General features: G+C 58.8%; 21 protein-coding genes. 16 read left to right on the plus strand and 5 right to left on the minus strand.

Going from position 1 to position 23,182, the window contains the following annotated elements; translation table 11 throughout:
• Nucleotides 1-6: 6 nt before the first annotated feature.
• Nucleotides 7-1,815 carry an ABC-F family ATP-binding cassette domain-containing protein gene (locus HK26_RS06820; RefSeq protein WP_086639094.1) on the minus strand — a complete coding sequence of 603 codons (1,809 nt, stop codon included), beginning with the start codon at nt 1,813-1,815 and terminating at the stop codon, nt 7-9.
• Between the two features lie 68 nt (nt 1,816-1,883).
• Nucleotides 1,884-2,633 carry a PhyR family response regulator anti-anti-sigma factor gene (locus HK26_RS06825; RefSeq protein ID WP_086639095.1) on the minus strand — a complete coding sequence of 250 codons (750 nt, stop codon included), beginning with the start codon at nt 2,631-2,633 and terminating at the stop codon, nt 1,884-1,886.
• A gap of 187 nt (nt 2,634-2,820) precedes the next feature.
• Here HK26_RS06825 and HK26_RS06830 point away from each other — a divergent pair, with 187 nt between their 5' ends.
• The 12 genes from HK26_RS06830 (at nt 2,821) to glpK (ending at nt 16,791) form a co-directional block, all read left to right on the plus strand.
• Nucleotides 2,821-3,264, plus strand: a complete 444-nt coding sequence (locus HK26_RS06830; RefSeq protein WP_374188229.1) for a sigma-70 family RNA polymerase sigma factor — start codon at nt 2,821-2,823, stop codon at nt 3,262-3,264.
• 104 nt (nt 3,265-3,368) lie between these two features.
• Complete coding sequence (locus HK26_RS06835) at nt 3,369-3,965, plus strand: sigma-70 family RNA polymerase sigma factor (protein ID WP_086639097.1); 597 nt, start codon at nt 3,369-3,371, stop codon at nt 3,963-3,965.
• A gap of 116 nt (nt 3,966-4,081) precedes the next feature.
• On the plus strand, nt 4,082-4,243 hold the full coding sequence (locus HK26_RS13455; RefSeq protein ID WP_242005619.1) for a NepR family anti-sigma factor: 162 nt from the start codon (nt 4,082-4,084) through the stop codon (nt 4,241-4,243).
• 101 nt (nt 4,244-4,344) lie between these two features.
• Nucleotides 4,345-6,018 carry a sensor histidine kinase gene (locus HK26_RS06845; RefSeq protein WP_086639129.1) on the plus strand — a complete coding sequence of 558 codons (1,674 nt, stop codon included), beginning with the start codon at nt 4,345-4,347 and terminating at the stop codon, nt 6,016-6,018.
• A 100-nt stretch (nt 6,019-6,118) separates the two neighbouring features.
• Nucleotides 6,119-7,840, plus strand: coding sequence for a thiol reductant ABC exporter subunit CydD (gene cydD, locus HK26_RS06850; protein ID WP_086639098.1), 1,722 nt, complete (start codon nt 6,119-6,121; stop codon nt 7,838-7,840).
• A gap of 1 nt (nt 7,841) precedes the next feature.
• The gene (gene cydC, locus HK26_RS06855) at nt 7,842-9,575 is read left to right on the plus strand and encodes a thiol reductant ABC exporter subunit CydC (RefSeq protein ID WP_374188227.1); all 1,734 of its coding nucleotides are present in this window, start codon (nt 7,842-7,844) and stop codon (nt 9,573-9,575) included.
• An 85-nt stretch (nt 9,576-9,660) separates the two neighbouring features.
• Nucleotides 9,661-10,038, plus strand: a complete 378-nt coding sequence (locus tag HK26_RS06860) for an OmpA family protein (RefSeq protein ID WP_025825793.1) — start codon at nt 9,661-9,663, stop codon at nt 10,036-10,038.
• Between the two features lie 35 nt (nt 10,039-10,073).
• Nucleotides 10,074-11,975 carry a DNA helicase RecQ gene (recQ, locus tag HK26_RS06865; RefSeq protein ID WP_086639131.1) on the plus strand — a complete coding sequence of 634 codons (1,902 nt, stop codon included), beginning with the start codon at nt 10,074-10,076 and terminating at the stop codon, nt 11,973-11,975.
• The gene (locus HK26_RS06870) at nt 11,972-12,754 is read left to right on the plus strand and encodes a DeoR/GlpR family DNA-binding transcription regulator (RefSeq protein WP_086639099.1); all 783 of its coding nucleotides are present in this window, start codon (nt 11,972-11,974) and stop codon (nt 12,752-12,754) included. Before recQ ends, HK26_RS06870 begins: the two co-directional genes overlap by 4 nt.
• Nucleotides 12,755-12,857: 103 nt before the next feature.
• Nucleotides 12,858-14,393 carry a glycerol-3-phosphate dehydrogenase gene (gene glpD / locus HK26_RS06875; RefSeq protein WP_374188228.1) on the plus strand — a complete coding sequence of 512 codons (1,536 nt, stop codon included), beginning with the start codon at nt 12,858-12,860 and terminating at the stop codon, nt 14,391-14,393.
• 50 nt (nt 14,394-14,443) lie between these two features.
• Nucleotides 14,444-15,262: an MIP/aquaporin family protein gene (locus tag HK26_RS06880; protein WP_086639100.1), complete on the plus strand. Its 819-nt coding sequence runs from the start codon at nt 14,444-14,446 to the stop codon at nt 15,260-15,262.
• Nucleotides 15,263-15,291: 29 nt separating this feature from the next.
• Nucleotides 15,292-16,791, plus strand: coding sequence for a glycerol kinase GlpK (gene glpK / locus HK26_RS06885; RefSeq protein ID WP_086639101.1), 1,500 nt, complete (start codon nt 15,292-15,294; stop codon nt 16,789-16,791).
• 60 nt (nt 16,792-16,851) lie between these two features.
• Here the strand turns inward: glpK and HK26_RS06890 are convergent, their stop codons facing one another.
• The gene (locus tag HK26_RS06890) at nt 16,852-17,349 is read right to left on the minus strand and encodes a copper chaperone PCu(A)C domain-containing protein (protein ID WP_180539401.1); all 498 of its coding nucleotides are present in this window, start codon (nt 17,347-17,349) and stop codon (nt 16,852-16,854) included.
• Between the two features lie 132 nt (nt 17,350-17,481).
• On the opposite strand from HK26_RS06890, the gene nrdR reads away from it, so the two are divergent.
• From nrdR to thiL, 3 genes are all read left to right on the plus strand, one after another.
• Nucleotides 17,482-17,958, plus strand: a complete 477-nt coding sequence (gene nrdR / locus HK26_RS06895; RefSeq protein WP_025825805.1) for a transcriptional regulator NrdR — start codon at nt 17,482-17,484, stop codon at nt 17,956-17,958.
• A gap of 62 nt (nt 17,959-18,020) precedes the next feature.
• Nucleotides 18,021-18,548, plus strand: coding sequence for a transcription antitermination factor NusB (gene nusB, locus HK26_RS06900; protein ID WP_086639103.1), 528 nt, complete (start codon nt 18,021-18,023; stop codon nt 18,546-18,548).
• Nucleotides 18,514-19,512, plus strand: a complete 999-nt coding sequence (gene thiL / locus HK26_RS06905) for a thiamine-phosphate kinase (protein ID WP_086639104.1) — start codon at nt 18,514-18,516, stop codon at nt 19,510-19,512. Before nusB ends, thiL begins: the two co-directional genes overlap by 35 nt.
• 32 nt (nt 19,513-19,544) lie before the next feature.
• Here the strand turns inward: thiL and HK26_RS06910 are convergent, their stop codons facing one another.
• Nucleotides 19,545-20,690, minus strand: a complete 1,146-nt coding sequence (locus tag HK26_RS06910; RefSeq protein ID WP_086639105.1) for a GNAT family N-acetyltransferase — start codon at nt 20,688-20,690, stop codon at nt 19,545-19,547.
• A gap of 9 nt (nt 20,691-20,699) precedes the next feature.
• Between HK26_RS06910 and HK26_RS06915 the strand changes: the two genes are divergently transcribed.
• Nucleotides 20,700-21,563, plus strand: a complete 864-nt coding sequence (locus HK26_RS06915) for an SDR family NAD(P)-dependent oxidoreductase (protein WP_086639106.1) — start codon at nt 20,700-20,702, stop codon at nt 21,561-21,563.
• A gap of 374 nt (nt 21,564-21,937) precedes the next feature.
• Here HK26_RS06915 and HK26_RS06925 read toward each other — a convergent pair whose 3' ends face one another.
• Nucleotides 21,938-23,065, minus strand: a complete 1,128-nt coding sequence (locus HK26_RS06925; RefSeq protein WP_086639133.1) for a glycosyltransferase family 4 protein — start codon at nt 23,063-23,065, stop codon at nt 21,938-21,940.
• Nucleotides 23,066-23,182: the final 117 nt, after the last annotated feature.

The following is a 23,182-nucleotide window of genomic DNA, read 5'->3' on the forward strand; positions in this document are numbered from 1 at the left end:
GCGTTTCTATTCAGCCAGCAGGGCTTCGCGCTTCATTTCCAGTTCAAGCCACTGCTCCTCACACTCGGCCAGTCTGGCCTCTATTTTGCCAAGTTCAACCATATGGCGGTCAAAGGCCTTGGGGTTTTTGGCGTACAGGTCGGGGTCGGCCATGCCTGTGCGGTGGATGTGGGCTTGGGCTTCCAGTTTTTCCATCTCCAGTGGCAGATTGTCCAGCGCGTACTGGTCCTTGTAACTCAGCTTGCGCGTTGCCTGTCTGGTGGGCTGTTCGCGTGGTTTGGCAGGCTCGGCATTGGGGATGGTCGGGGTGTTTTCCAGCGGTTGCAGGTTCCGCTGCACCAGCATGTCGCTGTAGCCCCCTGCGTATTCAACCCATGCGCCTGTGCCATCGGCTGCCAGCACGGAGGTTGCAATACGGTCGAGAAAATCGCGGTCATGGCTGACCAGCAGAACCGTGCCGCTGTAGGTGCAGAGCATGTCCTGCAAAATATCCAGTGTTTCCAAGTCCAGATCGTTGGTGGGTTCGTCCAGAATCAGCAGGTTGGAGGGCTTGGCCAGTGCGCAGGCCAGCATCAGTCTGCCACGCTCCCCGCCAGACAGGGCGCTTACAGGTGTTCTGGCCTGTTCGGGGCGGAAGAGGAAGTCCTTCATATACCCGATAACATGCCGTTTTTCGTCCCCGATCTGTACCATGTCGCCCCCGCCATCGGTCAGGGTTTCGGCCAGTGTGCGTTCGGGGTTGAGGGTACGGCGCTGCTGGTCCAGCGTGACCATGCTGAGTGATGGGCCAAGGGCTACGGTGCCACTATCGGGCTGGTCGCCCCCGGTCAGCAGCCGCAGCAGGGTTGTTTTGCCCGCACCATTGGCCCCGACAACGCCCAGCCTGTCCCCGCGCAGCACGCGCAGGTTCAGGTTATTGATGACGCGTTTGTCACCCCATGATTTGCACACATTTTCTGCTACCGCCACAAGACGGCTGGAGGTAGAGGCCGACTGGGCGTTCAGTGTGACCGTACCCGGTGCGCGCACGGCCTCCCGTCGGGCGGTGCGCAGGGCGGCCAGTTCGCGCACACGGCGGACGTTGCGTTTACGCCGGGCGGTCACGCCGTAGCGCATCCAGTCTTCCTCGCGCGCAATCTGGCGGTCCAGTTTGTGGGCGTCGCGCTCCTCCTGCTCCAGCACCTCCTCACGCCAGGCTTCAAAGCGGTCGAAGCCTTCATCAAGCCTGCGGGTAATCCCCCGGTCCAGCCATACCACCGAGCGTGACAGGGTAGAGAGCAGGCGCCTGTCATGGCTGATCATGACCATGGCGCAGCCAAGGCTGAGCAGTTCACGCTCCAGCCATTCAATGGTTGGCATGTCCAGATGGTTGGTTGGTTCGTCCAGCAGCAGCACATCGGGGGCGGCAGCCAGCACACCAGCAATGGCGCAGCGTCGTGTTTCCCCGCCCGAGAGGTGGGATGTGCTCTCCTGACCTGTCAGGCCAAGGGCGTCCAGCATGGGGCCGGTGCGCCATTCCATGTTGGGGTCATCAATCTGGGCGGCAACGTAATCTGCTGTCGTGGGGTATGCACTCAGGTCCGGCTCTTGCGGGAGGTAGCGCAGGGATGCACCGGGCTGGAGGAACACGCTGCCTGCATCTGGCTGGATGAGCCCTGCCGCAATTTTGAGCAAGGTGGACTTGCCCGAACCGTTACGCCCGACAAGGCAGAGGCGCTCGCCTTTGCCAACAGCAAACCCCGCACCATCAAGGAGCGGTTTGCCGCCAAGGGTCAGGGTAATGTCTTGCAGGTGCAGGAGGGGAGGTAGCGCCATAACAGATAGCCAGCCGTTCCAGAATGAAGGTCGATAGAGGGTTCTGGCAGCTTTTTACCCAAAACAGATCAGGTCTGAGCCACACCCACACTGCTTACGGCCTGATAGGTGGCAACGGCAAGGGTTAAGGGGTCAAACGGTTTGGTAATCACAAAACAGGGCTCCAGTTTTTCCCCCGTCAGCAGCCTCTCCGGGTATGCGGTCACATAGATGACCGGCACCTTGAAGTTTGCCGTAATTTCGGCCACCGCAGCCATGCCATCCCCGCCCGGGCCCAAATTGATGTCGGCCAGAATAAGGCCGGGCCGGGTCTGGGCGGCAAGCTGTATGGCATCGGCCTGCGTGTGGGCAATGCCTGCCACCTTATGGCCGCACTGCATGACCAGAAGTTCTATATCCATGGCGATGATCGGCTCATCTTCAATAATCAGGACCGATGTCTGCACACCTTTGTGGAGCTGCTTTTGTGCGCTTTCCAGCTCCTGCAATGCCACCTCATGGGGGAGGCCAATAATGCGGGCTGCAATATCCACATTGATTTCTTCAAGTGTCGTCAGCAGCAGCAACTGCCGCTGGGAGGGGGAGAGGCCAGACCCCTGCGTGCTCCTGCGTGCCTCATCCACAGTATAAAGGCGCGAGATCGCCTGATACAGCTGGAGCAGGGGCGTTAACCCTTCTGTCGGGAGCTGGGAGGTCATGCTCCTCAGGCTTTGCGCGACCAGCAGGTCGCCTTCAGGCTGGTTGCCAGTCAGGGCGCGTGCGTAACGTCTGCCATAAGGGAGAGCCCGTATCAGCCCGTCACGCACTGACTCTGACATGACAAATCTCCTTATGATTAGGTCATGGTAAAAACATACGATAAAGCAATGATGCCACGGAGCGGCGTTTGCCGAAAGGGGATGAATCCTGATTAACACACCAAAACCCGATCAGAGCGACGCGCGTCCGGGGTTCAGGGCGGAATTGCTGGCAATTTTACCCTCCCTGCGCGGCTTTGCCCGTTTTTTGGCGCGCGACCCCGCTTTGGCGGATGATCTGGTGCAGGAGACCGTTTTGCGCGCGCTGGATCGTATGGTGCAGTTTGAGGCAGGCAGTAGCCTGAAGGCGTGGTGCTTTACCATTTTGCGCAATCTTTTTCTCGAACAGAAGCGGCGCGGTAAAAAAGAGCGTGAGGTGCTGGCCCATTACGAGCAGCAGCCGCCTTCACGGGTTGCCAGCCCGGCGGACGGACGGCAGGAAGTGCAGGAGCTTGAGGTGATGCTCTGGCAGCTCACCCCCCTATTGCGCGAAGCGCTGGTGCTGATCGGTGCGCATGGCATGACTTATGCCGAGGCAGCCGCCATCTGCGAGGTGGACGTTGGTACCATCAAGGCCCGCGTCTCCCGCGCCAGAACCATGCTGCACAGGCTGGCCCGCCAGCAGGCGGGGGAGGATGGGCCTGAGGAATAACGCCTCTCTTTTTCGTGAAAATAAAAATTGTCGTTGGATGTAACCTTGGCCCTGCGCCGTTCATTGCTCCGTTAAATGATGGAAGAAGAAGCGGAGTAAAAACAATGACAGCCTCATCATTCCACGATCAGGTCATCGCCATTCTGCCCAAGCTGCGTGTGCAGGCGCTGGCCCTGACCCGTAACCGCACCACGGCCGAAGATCTGGTGCAGGACGCCGTGTGCAATGCTCTGGCCGCTCAGGCAAGCTTTATTCCGGGTACCAATTTTGGGGCATGGATGCACCGTATCCTGCGCAACCGCTTTATTTCCGACCTGCGTAAAAAGCGCGAAACCACAGATATTGATGACGCTCCCCAGTCCATGCTTGCGGTTGCTGCCCGCCATGATGACCGGCTGTCCCTCATGGAGTTGGATGCAGCGCTTGCACGGCTGCCAGATGACCAGCGGGAAGCTTTGGTGCTGGGGGTTCTTGAAGGAATGAGCTATCAGGAACTGGCAGAAATGTCTGGTTGCGCGGTAGGTACGGCCAAAAGCCGCGTTTTCCGCGCCCGGCGTCAGCTGGAAGTCTGGTTAACAGGAGAAGAATCCGTGTCCGATGCGGGTGGTCGCAGGCACAGCGAGCGTGTGCAGGCAAAGGCGGCAAAAAAAACGGGCCATGCGCGACCGGGTTCTTCGCACATGAGTGTTGCTACAGTCTGAGCATGGTGCAGGCTGAGCTTGAAAGATGCAGGTCGGGCACGGATGACATGCCCGCCCCGCAGGTTGCCGCGCCACAGACACAACGGCAGGACCCTAGGTTTGGAATGGGAAAGAGTATGGACGGCGCTCCCCCCCGCAAAGGCAGGCAGTCTCGGGATCAGGCTTTTGATGTCTGGCTGAAGCGCGGCCTGCACCAGCTTTTTGATGACGTTGTCAATGAACCCGTGCCCGAAGAGCTGCTGAAGCTGATAGAGGAAGACCGGAGCAGGCAGGACTGAGCCGTTTGTCTGTCTTTTCCTTGCTGGGGCAGGGGGCGCGGCGTGTGGGCGCTCTGCTCATGTCCGGCCTGGGGCGGGTGTTTATCACCACCAGTGCGCGCATGCGTGTGCTTATCTGCCTTTCGGGTATTCCTGTGCTGAGCATTGGCGCAGTCCTTGCTCTACGCAATTATCAGGAAGTCAGGGTTGGCAGCGCGCAGCGTGCGGTTGCGGCCATCATGCGGCTGGACCAGCAGTTCCGGCATGATACGGACCGCCTGCGCAGCGCGCTGGAAACGATTGGCAATATGGATCTGACCAATGATCAGATCGTGCATGCCCTTAGGCTGGCGGAAACCATTAGCGGGCAGCGCTACTGTTTTCTGGCCGTTCTGAATGAACGTGGGCAGAAACTCGATTCCGTTTTGCCTTCTGGTCGCTCCTGCGCGGAGGTGGGGACTCTTACGCCCCCCGCACGTATTAACGCGACGGTCATGGAAGCCGTGCAAAAAAGTGGTGGGGGGGAAGATAACGGCGCGTTCTTGCGCATAACCGTTCCCGCCGCTTTTCTGGCTGAACCGGAAGCGCACGGTTATCTGGTAGGAATCCTGCAAATATCGCGCACGCGTGCGTATTTGGGTGGCGCCTCGGGGTGGGAGGCTTTTTCGGACGACACAAACCCTGTTCAGGCATGGTTGCTCATGCATGACGGGGAGCTTTTTCCGGTCTGTACCAACTGTAACTGGGAACCACCACCGCCCGAACTGGTGTCCCGACTGAAGGAAAAACTGGAAAAAAGCGACCGCTCGGTTGTCTCCTTGCCCTCCATGCAGGGTGGGTACGCTCTGGGGGGCATTGCTGGTGGGGCTGATATATTTGTCTCCACCCAGCGCACCCCCATGGAGGCAGACGCCCTGCGGGCCATGGTGTTCCAGATCGCTGCGTTGCTGTTCCTGCTGGCCGCAGGGTTGGTGGGGGTAACGCTCGCGGCCAACATTGTGCTGGTGTGGCCTCTGCGGCGGCTGACCCACTCCGTACGGAAATGGCAGATGGAAGGGGTGTTTGACGGCCGGGTCACACGCTCCATGCCCCTTGAACTGCAAAGGCTGGGGCAGGCCTTTACGCGGGCAACGCAGCGCCTCTCCCGCCATGAGGCGAGGTTGCAGAAGGCTATGGCGCATCAGGAACTCCTGATGAAGGAAATCCACCACCGGGTGAAAAATAACCTGCAAATTGTGGCGTCCCTGCTCAACCTTCAGGCCAACCAGATTGCTCATCCGGAGGTCAAGGCCGAGTTTGCTCTGGCCCGTGACCGAATCCGCGCACTGGCAACGCTGCACCGCACACTCTACGCCGAAGATACGCTGACCAGCCTGAACATGGCTGTTTTTCTCAAGGACCTGTGTGAGCAGACCTTCCATGTGGCGGGCGAGGCAGATGCAGGGCGTATCCAGCTACAGGTGGAGTCAGACAGTTTCTGGATGGACCCGGATCAGGCCGTGCCTCTGGCGTTGATTGTTACCGAGGTCGTTACCAATTCGATCAAATATGCTTTTCCCGATGGTCGGGAGGGCGTTATTCACGTGCGTCTGACAAAAAATGGCAGTCTGGTCACATTGAGTGTCGGGGATAACGGCATAGGCTGCACGTTCGACCCGGCATCTGGCACACCGGGCATCGGGCTCAAGCTCATTCACGGTTTTGCCAGACAGCTCAAGGCATCTTTGAGCTATAGCGGAAAAGAGGGCGTGCTGTTCACGCTGGTCATGCATCTGGATAAAGCACAAAACCCCTGAAAAATGTGCCACTACGGGACGCTGGCATGCCATGAGCGCAGCCGGGACTGGCGATCTAAACTGTTGCGTCCTTGGCAGAGCAGTATAAACGCTGTCTGTCATGAGGAACGAGAAAGCAGCAATACGTAACTGGACGCGCCTCCAGTCGCGTCTTGGTCGTCAGGCAGCGCGATCAGTGGTGGGGTCCGGGCTGCTCTCCAGTCTTGCCGGTATTGGGCAGGCGTGGTGTGTGGCTGTTGTTCTTGGGCATGCCCTTGTGGGGTGGCAGGGAGCGGCGGAGGGAAGCATCTTTCCTGCATGGCCTTTCCTGCTCTTTCCAGCATTGGCCATTCTGCGTGCATTGTGCATGATTCAGGCGGACATAGCTGCCGCACGTGCTGGCATTGTGGCCCGCAGGCGTCTGCGGGGCGAGGTCATGGCCGCTATTCTGGCTGGTGGCCCTGCATTGCTGCGCCGCACGCATAGCGGTGTGCTGGCATCGCTCGTGGTGGACCGGATAGAAGCGCTGGACGGTTTTTTTGGCCGGTGGGTGCCTGCATCCGTGTTGTGGATGGCAGCACCTGTGGCCATTCTGGTGCCCGTTGGCATTATGCAGCCCCGCGCGGCCCTGATTCTGGGGTTGTGTGGCGTGGCCGTACCAGTCGGGCAGGCTGTCTTTGGTATTGGGGCTGCAGTGGCCTCCCGCAATCAGTTTTTGGCCATGACGCGGCTTCAGGCCCGCTTTCTTGACCGCATCAAGGGTATTGCCACCATTGTTCTGGCTGGCCGTACAGAGGATGAGACCCGGCGTCTGGCGGACGCTGCGGATGAACTGCGTGTGCGGACCATGAAGGTGCTGCGCGTGGCCTTTCTGTCTTCCGCTTCCATCGATTGCGCCATGGTGGGGGCTTTTATTCTGCTTGCCGTGCTGGACGGCCGACAGGCACTGGTCATGCAGGCCAATGGGCCATCCCCGGCTTTACAGCATGTTGTTGTTGCCAGCCTTTTTGCCCTGCTGGCTGTACCGGAATTTTTTGCTCCCCTGCGTAGCTTTGCCCTTGCCTATCAGGACCGCGCTCACGCGCAGGGTGCCGCGACAGCAATACTGGACCTGCCGGAAGTGACTGAACGCCCGGTGCTGGACGGAGCCAGAACGGTTAACGCCAATGGCGTGATGGTCGCGTTTGATGATGTGGGTTTTACGTGGGACCCAGCACGTGGTCCAGCGCTGGAACACGTGACCTTTACCGTGCCTGCGGGGGAAACGCTGGTGCTGGCCGGACCGTCCGGTGCAGGCAAGTCTACCATCATGGAACTGCTGCTGGGCTTTATTGCTCCGCAGAGCGGGCGGGTGCTGTTTAATGGGGCACCCTTGCAGACAATCGTCCCGGATGCGCTTTCCCGCGTTGTCTCATGGATCGGGCAGAAGCCTGTCTTGTTTGCTGGTACTTTGCGGGACAATATCCTGTTCGCCAAGCCAGATGCAGATGAGCGTGAACTGGCAAGTGCTCTGCGCTCTGCCGCAGTGGACGAATTTTTGCCCACTCTGCCCGATGGGCTGGACACGCATATAGGCGAGGGTGGGTTTGGCCTTTCCGGCGGTCAGGCGCAACGCGTGGCCATTGCACGTGCGTATCTTAAAAATGCTCCGGTTCTGCTGCTGGATGAGCCAACGGCCCATCTGGACCCGGTAACCGAAAAAAGTGTTTTTGAAAGTCTGCAACGCCTTGCCGTTGGCCGAACGGTTATTCTGGCCACGCATTCGGCTGCCGCGCATATGTTCAAGGGGCGGCGGATAGACCTGCAGAACGGGCGGGTCGTCAACCGGCAGGGGGCTGCATAACATGGCAATGCACGATCAGAGCGCAACCAGCCCGGCAAATACACAGGCTCGGGCCGCGGGTGGGCAAAACCTGCCCCGTTATACAGACTGGCAGGCCATATGCGTTATTTTCCGCCTGTGGCGCAGGCAGGGGGCGCGGTTGCTGGTAGGGGCGCTGCTGGCGCTGGCCGCACTGGCCTGCGGGCTTGCCCTTATGCAGGTGTCCGGCGTGCGGTTGGCTGGCTGTGTGCTGGGGGAAATTATCGTCACCACAGCCCTGCTGCGCTGGGTTGGGGCAGGGCGTGTGACCCTGCGTTACGCGGAGCGTCTGTTTGCGCATGACGCCATGTTCCGTGCTCTGGCTGATCTGCGTGTCTGGTTCTTCCACTCTCTTGCCCGTGGGGCGGCTGCGGGGCTTGGGTTCCGCAGGGCGGGGGACATGCTCTCCCGTCTGGTGTCGGACATTGGTGCGCTGGATGGGCTGTACCTGCGGATTGTGCTGCCGCTGCTGTGTGCCTGCCTGACGTTTCCGGCCCTGTTGATTATTGTGGGGCGGCAGAGCCTGCTGCTGGGGCTGGGCGTTGGGGTTTTGTTTGCCTGTTCCTCTTTTCTGGTGCCATGGCTGATTGCGCGTTCTGGCCGCAAATCGGCCGAGCAGACGGCGCACCTGTTGGCGCATCTGCGTATTTCCGTTCTGGATCTGGTCGGTGGCCTGCGAGAAATCCGGGCTTTCGGGGCCGAGGGACGGATGCTTGCGCGTGTGCAGGCGGCAGACGCAGCCCTGTTGCACGGGCAGATGGGTATGGCGCGGCGCGCGGCATTTGCCAATGCACTGGCTTTTCTGTTCGGGCAGATTGCCATATTTCTGGTGTTGCTGGCCATTGGCGGTGTTGTGCTGCCAAGGTTGGGTGCGCTGGAAGGCGTTAGCCTGCTGTTCCTGACGGTTGCTGCGTTTGAGAGTGCTGTGCTGCTTACGCGTGCAGGTTTGCAGGCGGGTATCATGGGTGCCTCCGCCCGTAGGGTGGTGGAAATGGCAGTGCAGCCCGGTGCCGCCCGCTCGCAGGTAGCGCTGCATGACGCACCGGAAAATACACATATCCGTCTGGAGGCTGTGCGCTTCCGCTGGGCGGAAGATCGGCCATGGGTGCTCAAAGGGCTGACACTGGATATTCCGCCGGGGAGCAGGGTCGCCATTCTGGGGCCTTCAGGCGTTGGCAAGTCCAGCCTTGCAGCCCTGCTGCTGCGCGCTGCAACGCAGCAGGAAGGGCATATTTTTCTGGGTGGGGAGGATATAACCACCCTTCGCCCTGAATCCGTACGCAGCAAAATGGCTTGGCTATCGCAGGCGACACATCTGTTTGATGATACCATCCGGGCCAATCTGTTGCTGGGGCGGCCTGATGCATCTGAGCAGGATTTGTGGCAGGCGCTGGATCAGGCTGCTGTATCCGATGTGGTGCGCAGCCTGCCAGAGGGGCTGGATACCTGGGTGGGTGAAGGTGGGGTCCGTCTGTCTGGTGGGCAGGGGCGGCGTATTGCTCTGGCCCGCACGCTGCTTGCCCGCGCTCCTGTGCTTATTCTGGACGAACCGGCAACCGGGCTGGATGCACAGACGGAGCAGGAGTTCCTGCGCACATTGAATACAGTCAGCGAGGGGCGCACGGTTATCCTTATTGCCCATCGCCTGACCGGGGTAGAGAAGCTCGACCGGATATGGCGTCTGTCAGACGGGGTGGCCAGAGCTGCGGCACTCTAGCGCTGCGGTAATGGTTATTGACGCGCACGCGCGGGCAAGGCACCAAACAAGATGGTTTTGTTTTGACAATTCAGGAATGACCATTATGCGCCGCCTTATTTCAGTTGCTTGCCTGAGCCTTCTGGCCGCCTGCGCCACACAGGCTCCACGTAAATATGTTGTGTTTTTTTCCAACCAGTCTGCTGAGCTTGATTCGGCGGGGCTGGATGTGGTGGCGCAGGTTGCGCAGGAGGCGGACAAGCACCCCTCCCGCATCGTGCGGGTGGAAGGCTATGCCAGCGCGGGCAAGGACCTTTCGGCTGATGCGCTGCTGGCTATCCAGCGCGCCAAGGCTGTCACGGCAAAGTTGCAGCAAGATGGTGTGCGTAGCGACCGTATTGTGGAAACGCCCCGCGCGCCATCCAATATGGAAGGCATGGTTGTCGGTTCCCGCCGGGTGGAAATCGAGCTGACAAGTCCCTGATAAGCATGGAGCAAAGAGAGCCTGCTCTGGAGGATATGGCGCCGTATGAGCCGCCTCTGGAACCACCAGAAGGGTGGGGGGAGGTGCCGTCCCTGTCATCAGCCCCACTCCCGCGTGATCGGTTCTGTAACCGCTCCGTGGAGGAGGTCTTGCAGGCTGTCTTTGGGTTCCCGGGGTTTCGGAGCCTGCAGGCGCAGGCGGTCGCGTGCGCCATGCACGGGCAGGATGCTCTTGTGCTCATGCCCACGGGGGGCGGCAAAAGCGTCTGTTACCAGATTCCTGCTTTGTGCCGTCCGGGCATGGGGCTGGTTATCTCCCCCCTTATTGCGCTTATGGACGATCAGGTTGCAGGGTTGCGCCAGCTTGGGGTTAATGCTGCCGCCCTGCATTCCGAGCTGGATGAAAACGAATCTGCGCAGATTCGCTCTGATCTGGCAAATGGTCGGGTGGACCTGCTCTATATCTCGCCCGAGCGGCTGCTGTCTTCAGGTACACTGGACCGGCTGACCCGTATTCCACTGTCCATTATTGCTATAGACGAGGCGCATTGTATCTCGGCCTGGGGGCATGAGTTCCGGCCGGAATATCGGGCGCTGACCGCTCTGCCCCGCCATTTTCCCAATGTGCCGCGTCTGGCCCTGACCGCAACAGCGGATGAGCGCACGCGTGATGACATTCTGGCCGCGCTGGATATGCCTCATGCGCATGTTCTGGTTTCCAGCTTCCATCGCCCCAACCTGAACATTGCAGTGCAGCCCAAAGGCTCGGAACTGAAGCAGTTACTGAGTGTTCTGGAGCGGTATAGGGAAGATGCGGCCATTGTCTATTGTGGCAGCCGTGCCAGAACCGAGCGGATTGCCGCATCCCTGCGCGAGCGTGGGTGGCCAGCCCTTGCCTACCACGCCGGTTTGTCCCCCGTGGAAAAACGGGCGGCATTGCTGCGCTTTCGCTCTGGTGAGCCGCTGGTCATTGTGGCTACGGTGGCTTTTGGTATGGGCATAGACCGCCCGGATGTGCGTGCGGTTGTGCATCTGGATATGCCCTCCTCGCCCGAGGCATACTACCAGCAGATCGGCAGGGCAGGGCGCGATGGCCTGCCGTCCGATACCGTGTTGCTGTATGGGGGGGAAGATATTGCCCGTGCGCGCTACTGGCTGGACCAGTCCGCAGCCCCGGATAACGAAAAACGGATCATGCGCAGCCGGCTGGAGGCCATGATTGCGTTTACGGAAACAACGGGGTGCCGCACGCAGGCTCTGTTGCACTGTTTTGGCGAGGAGCTGGAGCAGGCCTGCGGGCATTGTGATAATTGTCGCCACCCTGTTCTGACATTCGATGGCACAGAAGCTGCCCGTAAACTGCTGTCTGCAGTGTACCGTACGGGGGAAAGTTTTGGGGCCTTGCATGTTATTGCTGTGCTGCGCGCCAAAAAAACAGATGGCATCAGCCGGAATGGGCACGACAAACTTTCGGTCTGGGGTATCGGGCAGGACAGGAGCGAACAGTTCTGGCGTGGTGTTGTGCGCCAGCTTATTGCCCGTGGCGCTTTGCGCATAGAAGGGCAATATGGCGGCCTGCGCCTGAACCCCGATATTGCCCGCCCCATCTTGCGCGGCGAGCAGAGTATTGCTTTGCGGGCCGATCCGGTTGTGGAGCATGCAGGCAATGCCGGAACGGGCCGGGAGGCGCGGCAGTCTGTGGCCCTTGATCTGCCGGAAGATCGGCTGGCCCTGTTTGAAGCCCTGCGCAAATGGCGGCGTGAGGAGGCCAAGGAGCAGGAAATACCTCCCTATGTCATTTTCCATGATTCGGTTCTGAAAGACATAGCTCTTGAAAAACCGGAAGATATGGAAACGCTGGGAGACATAAAAGGGGTGGGTCGCTCCAAGCTTGAGCGTTATGGCGAGGCTGTTCTGGCGGTGCTGGAGGCAGTATGAGCAATGCTCTGGAGCGGCGACGCAGACATATTCTGCAGTTGGTCAACCAGCATGGCTATGTTGCAAGCGAGGAACTTGCGCGGGAACTGGGCGTAACCGTGCAAACGGTGCGGCGGGATGTGAACATCATGGCAGGGCAGGGGCTTCTGGCCCGCCACCATGGAGGAGCCAGTACACTTTCCCCCGCCGAGAACATTGCCTACTCCGACCGGCAGATCCTGCATTTGCAGGAAAAGGAGGCGATCGGGCGTGACGCAGCCAGTGCCATCCCCGATGGGGCTTCCCTGTTCATCAATATAGGCACAACAACGGAGGCTTTTGCCCGCTCATTACGCACCCACCGTGCCTTGCGGGTCATTACCAACAATATCCATGTGGCCACTTTGCTGGCTCCGGCGCCGCAATGCAGCCTGATTATTACCGGCGGCAGTGTGCGGCTGCGCGATGGCGGCATTGTTGGCCCTGCTGCGGCAGCCATGATCGAGCAGTACAGGGCGGATTTTGGCGTTATTGGTATTTCCGGCATTGATGCGGATGGGACGCTGCTGGATTTTGATGCGGACGAAATTAACGCGGCGCAGGCTATTATGCGCAACGCCAGAACCGTTTTTTTGTTAGCGGATCATACCAAGTTCTTGCGCAGACCTATGGCGCGCGTTGGTCACATTTCGCAGGTGAATGCGTTTTTTACCGATCAGGCCCCCCCGCCGGGCATTCGGGCCATTCTGCGTGAGCATGACGTGCAGCTACACGTTATTGGGACACAGGAATGTTCGTAAAAGAACCATGATGGTTCAAAAAAACGCATAGCAGGGGGACGATCAGCATTGTTCTTGCGTTCTGTTTTCGAATTCGAATAAAACAGGCAAAGCCTTCGTATAGATGGAACCGATAAAAACCATGTCAGCATCTGCATCACCCGAACGTATCTACGATCTCCTTGTTGTTGGGGGGGGCGTTAACGGTACCGGCATTGCGCGCGACGCCTGCGGGCGTGGGGCATCGGTCCTGCTGGTCGAGCAGGATGACCTGGCCAGTTATACATCTTCCTCCAGCACCAAGCTGATCCATGGCGGGCTACGTTACCTTGAGTATTACGAGTTCCGCCTTGTGCGTGAAGCGCTTATGGAGCGTGAACGTCTGTTGAGCATGGCGCCGCATATCATGTGGCCGCTGCGCTTTGTGCTGCCCCATTCCAAACTGGTGCGCCCGGCATGGATGCTCAGGCTCGGGCTGTTCCTGTACGACCATCTTGCTTCGAACATGACGTTGCCTAAATCCATCGGGGTTGATTTTCGCAAGCACTCTTCCGGTCGTGCGCTCAAACCCGAATACACAAAAGGGTTCATTTATTCCGACGGATGGGTGCAGGACAGCCGCCTTGTCGTGCTGAACGCCATGGATGCAGCCGAGCGTGGGTGTGATGTGCGTGTGCGTACACGCCTGATTGCCGCCCAGCGTGTAAACGGCCAGTGGCTGGCAACGCTGGAAGACCGGATTACGGGGCAGACCCAGACGGTCCGTGCCAAAGCCATGGTCAATGCAGCAGGCCCATGGGTTGCGCGCCTGCTGGCAGATACGCTTAAAATCCCCAATTCCAAATCCGTGCGTCTGGTCAAGGGCAGCCATATTATTGTTCCGCGTGTCTATGAGGGGCCGCAGGCTTACATCTTCCAGAACCCGGACAAGCGGATTGTGTTCGCTATTCCTTATGAACAGAAGTTCACCCTGATCGGCACCACGGATATTCCGTGGAAGGAAGAGCCGGGCAAGGTGGGTATTGCCCCGGACGAAATTGCCTATCTGTGCGAGAGCGTGAACCGCTACCTGAATGTGCAGGTCAAAGAAAGCGATGTGGTCTGGAGCTACGCGGGCCTGCGCCCCCTGTATGATGATGCCTCGGCCAACGCATCTGCTGTAACCCGTGATTATGTGCTGGATCTGGACACGCAGGACGGAGCGCCTTTGCTGTCCATTTTTGGTGGTAAAATTACGACCTACCGCAAGCTGGCCGAACATGCGCTGGAAAAGCTGGCCCCTGTGCTGCCCGCAGTTGGTGGTCAGAGCTGGACAGCCGCAGAAGTGCTGCCCGGTGGGGATATTGGGGAAGGTGGCTTTGACGGAGCCCTTGCCCGCCTGCGCCGTGCGGCTCCGTGGCTGCCCGAAGGGCTGGCATGGCGGCTTATGCGTAACTATGGCAGCCGGACATACGAAATTATCGGGCAGGCCACTTCCATGGCGGATATGGGAGAACTGCTTGGTGGGGACCTGAGCGCGCGTGAGGTGGATTACCTGATGGAGCGGGAGTGGGCACGCACGGCAGAGGATGTGCTCTGGCGGCGTAGCAAACTGGGTCTGCACCTTGATGATGCGGAAAAAACCCGTGTTGAAGCTTATGTTCAGAAGAAAGCCGTCTGAATCTGTAAAACACTGCTTTCCGAACAAAAAAAACAAAAAGAGGAAAGACCATGGACAAGGTAAAAAATACGCTTTGGGGTGAGCTGATAGCCGAGTGTCTGGCTGTGCTGATTATCATTCTGGTGGGTGATTCAGTGGCGGCCATGTACTCTCTGTACGACCCGAGCCCCTACCAGCTTTCCTACTGGGGGGTGGCCATAACCTGGGGGCTGGGGGTGACCCTTGCCATTTACGTTACCGGGGCAGTCTCTGGCACGCACGCCAACCCGGCCGTTACGCTGGCGCTGGCGTGCTACCGTGGTTTTGCATGGCGTAAAGTGCTGCCCTACTGCGCGGCTCAGGTTCTGGGCGGCTTTTTGGGCGCGTGTCTGGTTTATGCCCTGTATGGGTCAGTCATTGCGCATTATGCGCAGGTGCATCATCTGGACTTCGCGCATGATGGTGCTGCGGCTGGTGTGTTTTTTACCCATCCGGGGGATTTTGTAACGCCACTGCATGCCTTGCTGAATGAGACAATTCTGACTGCCTTCCTCGTCCTTGGTATTTTTGCTGTAACCTGCCAGTACAATACGGCAGCGCCACAGGCCAATTCAGGGGCGTTGATCATAGGCCTGCTGGTCGCCATTATCGGTGCGTCCTCAGGTTATCTGGAAGGTTGGGCCATTAACCCCGCGCGGGACTTTGGTCCCCGTCTGTTCTGCTTTGTCGCAGGGTGGGGGGAAACAGCCCTGCCATCTCCCCAGAATTATTGGTGGGTGCCTGTTGTTGGTCCGCTTGCTGGCGGGTTGATCGGTGCCACAATTTATCAGACGCTGCTGCGTCCGTTCATGCCCGCTCTGGGCCGTCAATCCACTCCTGCGGCAGACTGACTGCTCAGAATAAGAAGGGATACCCCCACATGACCAAAAAAGATTGTGTTCTGGCGATCGATCAGGGAACGACCTCAACCCGCAGCATTGTTTTTGACCGAGATGCCAACGAACTGGCTGCGGCCCGTCAGGAGTTCCCCCAGCATTACCCCAACGCAGGTTGGGTTGAGCATTGCCCCGAGGATATCTGGACCGATGTGCTGAACACTGCCAGAGCCGCACTGGAACAGAGCGGAGCTCTGGACCGGATTGCGGGTATTGGCATTACCAACCAGCGTGAGACTATTGTGGTGTGGGAGCGCAGCACGGGCAAGCCGATCCACCGCGCCATTGTCTGGCAGGACCGGCGTACCGCTGCCGTCTGCCAGAAACTGCGCGACGAAGGTGCTGAAACACTGGTGCGTGAGCGCACCGGCCTGCTGCTGGACCCCTATTTTTCGGCTACAAAGCTGGCCTGGCTGCTGGATAATGTGGACGGTGCACGAGCACGTGCGGAAAAAGGTGAACTGGCGTTTGGCACCATTGATTCGTTCATTCTGTGGCGTCTGACAGGCGGCAGGGTCCATGCGACTGATGCCACCAATGCATCGCGGACCATGCTGTTTGATATTCATCGCCAGCAGTGGGATCAGGACCTGCTGACGCTGTTCCGCGTGCCAGCTGCCTTGCTGCCTGAAGTCAAGGACAGCAGCACCCTGTATGGAGAGACAGATCCAGAGCTGTTTGGCCGGGCCATTCCCATTGCCGGTATTGCCGGGGACCAGCAGGCAGCGGTTGTCGGGCAGGCCTGCTTTACGCCGGGTATGGCAAAGGCCACCTACGGTACGGGCTGCTTTTTGCTGCTGAATACCGGTGACAAGCCTGTGGAATCCCGCAATCGGATGTTGACCACGGTTGCCTATCGCCTGAACGGCAAGCCAACATATGCGCTTGAAGGCTCCATTTTTGTGGCCGGTGCGGCCATCAAGTGGCTGCGTGATGGCTTGCACCTGATTACGCATGCCTCCCAGACGGATGATATGGCAACCCGTGTACCGCATAGCCACGGTGTGTATATGGTGCCGGGTTTTGTCGGTCTGGGGGCCCCGCACTGGGACCCGGATGCCCGAGGCCTGATTTGCGGGCTGACGCTGGACGCAACCGCTGCTCATATTGCGCGTGCGGCTCTTGAGTCTGTAGCCTATCAGACGCTCGACCTTGTAAGCGCTATGGTGCAGGACGGTGGTGGCACCACAGAAAGCATTCGTGTGGATGGGGGGATGTCTGCCAATGACTGGTACTGCCAGTTCCTTGCCGACATGCTGCAAGCCAAGGTTGAACGCCCACGGAATGTGGAAACAACGGCCCTTGGCGCAGGGTTCCTTGCCGGGATGGCCACAGGTGTTTGGGAAAATGAGGAAACTGTTGCCGCCGAATGGGCGCGTGGTTCCCTGTTTGAGCCCAAAATGGACAGCACCCAGCGCCGGACCATGATTGCGGGCTGGCATCAGGCAGTCAAGCGCACACTCAGCACCTATACAGGCGGCTAGGCGCATACGGCGTTACAGAAAAACCGGGGTATTACCGGGTTTTCTGTAACGCCAGACCACTCAGGGTGAAGCTGGGGTCACGGGGACAGCAACACTTTTGCTTGAACCGCCCAGAAACTGGAATGTAACCTGCACCCTGTGCTGGGCCAGCTCCTGGGCCACAGGGCCAACGCAGAGCATGTGATAACCTGCATTGGCAAAAACCAGTGTTGTGGTTTCGGGCAGTGCCAGATGCTGGAACAGGTGGTATGTGCCAGGCGTGTTCTCCTGATCGGTATGGTAGCCAATCAGCTTGCTACATGCGGGTGTGGTGACATCGGTCAGAAGATGGGTGGTGTGGCCAGTGTTGGTGAGCGTAAAATATAGTTGGGGTTGCCTGCGTTCCTGTCCCTGTGTGGTGGGGAGGTGGAACGAGATGTCGGAGATGGTAATATCTTTCTGGGCATCGGCCTGACCGGGAATGGGGTGCTCCGGCTGGTGTTCCTCTGCATGGGCAGGGGGGAGCAGCATCAGGCCAAGCAGGGTGCCGGCCAGTATTGCCTGATAACGAGGTTTCATGGTCACTCCGTGGGCCTTGGGGCATGGGCAGTATGGACGAACCCGGTTAAAACACATATCTGATTGTCAGCTGGCGCTCTTTGAATGGCATAACACAGTCGGATACGCGCCTGAGGGAAGGTTGGTACCATCATGCGTTGCCCTTTTTGCGGGAACCCGGACAGTCAGGTCAAGGACAGTCGACCAAATGAAGAGGGGTCGGCCATACGCCGCCGCAGGGCGTGCCTGTCCTGTGGGCAGCGCTTTACCACGGTAGAGCGTGTGCAACTGCGCGAACTGGTGGTGGTCAAGCAGGACGGACGGCGCGCACCGTTTGATCGGGACAAGATTTCCCGCTCCATACGTATTGCCCTGCGCAAGCGCCCGGTGTCGGATGAGCAGATGGAGCAGATCGTCACCGGGGTAGTGCGCCAGCTTGAAGCATCGGGGGATACCGAAGTTGCCTCAGCCCGTATCGGCGAGCTGGCAATGGATGCGCTCAAGGAAGTGGATGGAGTAGGGTATGTCCGTTTTGCCAGCGTATATCGTGACTTTACCGAAGCGCGTGATTTTTCTGAAATTCTGACGCTGATGGAAAGCAAAACCCAGCAGACCGAACAAAAAGACTAGACCTTTATGGATAAAAACGCCACAAAACGCGGCTTCGCATCCATGCGGAGCAGGAGAAAACGATGACAGGACTACAGGACCAACCCAAGCTAAAAGCCGCGCAGCGGCCACGCACCGCCGCGCGCGTTGCAGCTGTTCAGGCGCTGTTCCAGATTGAACAGAATGGGGATCGTCCGGATTCTGTTATCGAACAGTTTCTGATCCACCGGTTCGGCACGACCCTGAGTGGGGAATCCTATGAAGATGGGCGCATCCCCGAGGCCGATGTGGCGCTGTTCACATCCATTGTCAAAGGTGCTGTAGCCAACCGCAGCGCCATTGAGCAGGACATTGTCAAAACCCTGCCATCCACCTGGCCGATAGAGCGGCTTGACCCGGTTTTGCGTGCGCTCTTTTTTGCAGCCATAGCAGAAGCCCGTCACGCGGAAGTGCCTGCCGCTGTGCTGATTAATGAGTATATGGATGTGGCGCACGGTTTCTTCTTCGGGGATGAGCCGCGTCTGGTGAATGGTGTGCTGGACACATTGTTCAAAAATCCGACACCGGTTGAGGATCATGACAGCACCACAGGCACCCCAGCCGAAGAGTGATCTGCCGCGCGAGTTCGCATTTATACGGCGGCATTTTGCTGCGCTGGCAGGCCCGGCAGCCCTGAATTTGCGCGACGACGCCGCCGTTTTCCTGCCCCCAGCGGGACGGGAAATGGTGATGGCGGTCGATGCAATGGTGGAAAATGTTCATTTTCTGCCTACCGACCCACCTGATCTGATTGGCCGCAAGCTATTGCGGTGCAATTTGTCCGATCTTGCCGCCATGGGGGCTGCGCCAGAGGGATGGCTGCTTGCCTTTGCCCGTCCGCCCCATATTACGGAGGATTGGGTAGCGCAGTTTTGCACAGGTCTGGCGCAGGATCAGGCAGTGTTCGGCCTGAGCCTGATGGGGGGGGATACGACCTCCACCTCAGGGCCTCTGGTGCTGTCCCTGACCATTGTTGGTTCTGTTACCCCCGGTCAGGCCATCAGGCGTTGTGGTGCTCGGGCCGGGGATGGGTTGTGGGTTACGGGCACCATAGGAGATGGCGCACTGGGGTTGCGGGCGTTGCAAGGGCCTGCGCCGCTGCCGGACCCTACGGGCTATCTGGCGCAGCGCTACCGCCTGCCACAACCACGTGTGGGCCTGCCACTGTATGGCATGGCGTCTGCCGCAATGGATGTGTCGGATGGTCTGGTGCAGGATGCCGGGCATCTGGCACGGGAAAATGCCCTGCATGTGCGCATTTGTGCAGACAGGGTTCCACTCTCCGCACCAGCGCGCGCAGCAGGCGAGGAATGGCTGCAAACCTGCCTGACTGGCGGAGATGATTACGAGATATTGTTCGCGGTTCCACCGGAGCAGGAGCATCAGCTCCTGTCACACCCGTATCTGCCAACCCGGTGTGGAGATGTGCCGGTAACACGCATAGGGCACTTTGAGAAAGGCCCGCCCTGCGTGTCCGTTGTGGATGGTGCGGGCAGAGCATTGCACTTTAAAACATCCGGGTGGAGCCACCTTTAACGCCTGCCCACGCATAGATGCAAAGGACGGCGTTACGGCAGAATTTTTTCAAACATCCGGTGGCGCTTGTATGGGGTGGGAGAAATACGCTCGATAAGGTTGCGCAGTCCCTGATGCGTTTCCAGCACCCATCCCAGTTCAATGGTGCGGTAGGGCAGAACATGCCCACGATGCATCAATTCATCAATAATCAGAACAGGCAGCATGGCGCGCAGGGCAGTGCCCATATATTTTTTGCGCACACCTAACAGAACCACCCGCGCGGAATGAAAATCATGCTTGAGAATGCGTGACCCCAGCTTGAGCCAGCCAAGGGGAGAGGGTGCTCCCCCCAGGTCACCGCTAATGTCAAACATATTGGGTATGACCAGTGCTATGGCTGCGGGTTCGCCTTCCACTTCAGCCAGAACATATTGTTCGGGTCGCAGCACGGGTTTGAGTGCCTTGAGTAGCGATGCCACTTCGTTGGAGGTCAGGGGCACATTTCCCCATGTGTCGGCCCAGGCATCATTGTAAATTTCACGCAGGATTTCCGCGTCTTCAGCAATATGTGTCAGGCGCAGGCCACGCATGGTAATTTTGCCCAGACGCTCGCGCAGGTTGGCGGGAATCTGGTTGGCCTGCTCGGCCTTTGGTCCGGTTTCCATCCGGTAGGACAGCAGGTCCATAGCCTTGCTAAAACCTGCCTGTTCAATGGCTGGAGCAAGGGTTGCAGGGTGCCAAGGTGTGCCGATCATGGACATTTCAGTCTGTCCTTCGATCATCACCCCCGACTGGCCATTGCTGTTAAGCGTCCATGGTCCACGGATACGCTCAATGCCGCGTGTTTTCAGCCATGCGGTTGCGGCTTCCAGCAGCAGGGGAACGCAGGCGGGTTCAGCCGTGTCCAGCGCTCCAAAAAAACCTGTTCTGGGGCCACCCTGCTGGAGCACCAGAGCATCAATCTGGGCAGATATGCGGCCAATGGGTTTGCCATTGCGCCATGCCAGAAAGTAACACGCAAAGCCATGCTCGAAAAAAGGAGCCTTGCGGGGGGAGAGCATGCTGCGCTCTTCCATGTCGAGGGGAGGAAGATATCCGGGCAAGCCATCGTAAAGCTTGCGCGGAAGCTTTATAAAGAGAGAAAGCTGACGTGAGCCCGAAACAGGGGAAACGGTAATCTGAGTCGGGAAAGACATTGCCCCTCCATGGAACGGAACATAAAAAACTCCCCGGGTGATGCCTTATTCTCTCTCAATGGGAAAGGAAAAAATGTGAGATATGCTGCATCCGGGGCGGACGTTTTGCGTTCTGTGCTGATTACGGGGGCAACCGGCGGCATTGGTGCCGAGCTTGCGCACCATTATGCAGCGCCCGGCCGAACCCTGATTTTGTGGGGCAGAAACGCCCAGAGGCTGGCCCAACTGGCTACGGAATGCTGTGCCAGAGGGGCCGTGGTGCATACGCGCCAGATTGACCTGTGCGATGGCGCGAGTGCTCTGGCGGCCTTTGTAGAGGACGATGCCGCCCACACACCGGATTGCGTGGTGCTCGGGGCAGGTTTGTCAGATATTCAGTCCTTAGACGAAAAAACCGAAGACCCGCAGAAGGTGCTCCAACTCGGCTTGGTGAACTATGCAACACCCGCAGCGCTGGCTACGGCTGCGGCGCGGAGCATGGTTGGACGGCAGGGGGGGCATATTGCGCTCATCGGGTCTGTTGCCGGTTTTTATGAAATGCCATTTTCCGCTGCCTATAGCAGCTCCAAGTCCGGTTTGGCCTTTTTTGCCAAATCCGCAGGGCTTGCATGGCAGCAATACGGTGTGAAGCTGACGCTGATCGTCCCCGGCTTTGTGGATACCCCCATGAGTCAGCGGCTTGATGGCCCCCGCCCATTTCTGGTGCCAGCAAAAAAGGCCGCGCGGGTCATAGCCCGTGCCATTGCGCAGGGACGGCGTGAATATGTTTTTCCGTGGCCATTCCGTGTGTTGCGGGTGGTAGAGCGGTTGCTGCCCCAAAAACTGCGCGAATATATTCTGCTGCGGCTGGCTGTGGGGCAGACCGAGCGATAAACCCAGAGCCATGCGCCTGCACCTAAGGCAGGCGCAGTTGCCCCTAAAAAGGGGCTATATGCCGTGCATAAAAAATCAGGTTGTGGAGAGTTTGATTGTTATATGCGCAGCAATCGGGCGGATTTATTTTTCGCGGCGCTGCTGCGTAGCCAAGCAGCCGTGGCGCATGCATTTGCGGTGCTCGAACGTGCCGTGCCCGTCCCAGGACTGCTGCTGCGTCCACGCTCCCCAATTATGGCCAAGGAGGCGGCAGATCATGCTGGTTGCAAACCATCTCATGGTTGTCCTCTTACCCGCATCGGGGCGGGCAGGTCCAGTGTGCTGCCAGCAGGTCCGCCCTGAATACCAGTGAGTACGTGGATGCTGCCGTAGGGTTAATGATCCTGAAAATCGGCATAAACTTTCAGGGTTTCCGCATTGATTTTTTCCTGTGAGAATTCGGTTTCAGCCAGTGTCCTGCTCGCTTTGCCCATTGCCAGACGGAGCGGCCGGTTGTTGAGCAGCTTTTGCAAGGCATCTGCCAGTCTGCCCGGGTTGCGTGGAGGGACCAGCAGACCGTTGACATCGGGCAGAACAGTCTCCCGGCAGCCTTCCACATCAGTGGTCACAACGGGGCGGCCTGTGGCCAGTGCCTCCAGCAGCACTTTGGGTAGCCCCTCCCGGTAGGTTGAGGGCAGGCAGACGATTGCACTACGGGCCAGCAGCGCTGGCATGTCGGAGCAAAAACCAAGGTAATCTACCGCGCCGCTTTGCGCCCATGCGTGGAGTGTATCTTCCGGAATAGCTGCAAAGCTTGATGAATCCGACGCTCCTGCGAGCAGAAAGCGGGCCTGAACACCCTGAGCTTTGAGGTGCTGTGCAGCGGTTACAAAATCTCCCACACCCTTGTCCCATAGCATGCGCGCAGGCAGCACTACCGCTGGCACCTGATCGGGCTCAGGCGTGGCAGCAAAAACTGACAGGTCTATCCCGGCACCACGGATCAGCCGTGCCGCCTGAGCATGCACGGTGCCATTTGTCGTGAGATGGCGGAGGTCATCGGGGTTTTCAAAAATAACCAGACTACGGCGGGGGTTGAGCAGGAGGCGCAATGCCAGACTGACCGGCCCGCGTAGGAGGCGGGCGCGCCAGTCGCTGGACGAAAAAATATACCCCATGCCCACAGGGGCGTTAACGATATGGCGTATGTTTGCAAGCAGGGCGGCAATTGTCCCGTGGAGTATGGGCTTTATGGCAATGTGGTGGACAATGTCCGGGCGTTCCTGGCGGTAAATACGCAGGACGTTGGCAATACTTTTTAACTCATGCAGTGGATTGAGGCTTTTGCGGTCATGCGGCCATGCAATGACCCGTATGCCACGTTCGCGGATTGTGTGCGCGTGCGTGCCAACCCGTGTGAGCACCACAACATCAAACCCCGCCTCCTTGGCCGCCAAAGCGCGGGCCATAAAGTGCGAGCAGAAAAACCAGTCCTCGGAAATCAGGTAAAGTAGCTTGGGCATTTGGTTTTTCCATGGGGTGGTGGATGCTGGCAGCATACCGGTTCGGCAGGGAGCGGGGTATTCCCTTACGCTTTGGGTGCAACACGGTTAGTTTAACAGACGACAGGACTGCTTTTT

Source organism: Acetobacter okinawensis, from assembly GCF_002153655.1.
GTDB lineage: Bacteria > Pseudomonadota > Alphaproteobacteria > Acetobacterales > Acetobacteraceae > Acetobacter > Acetobacter okinawensis_A.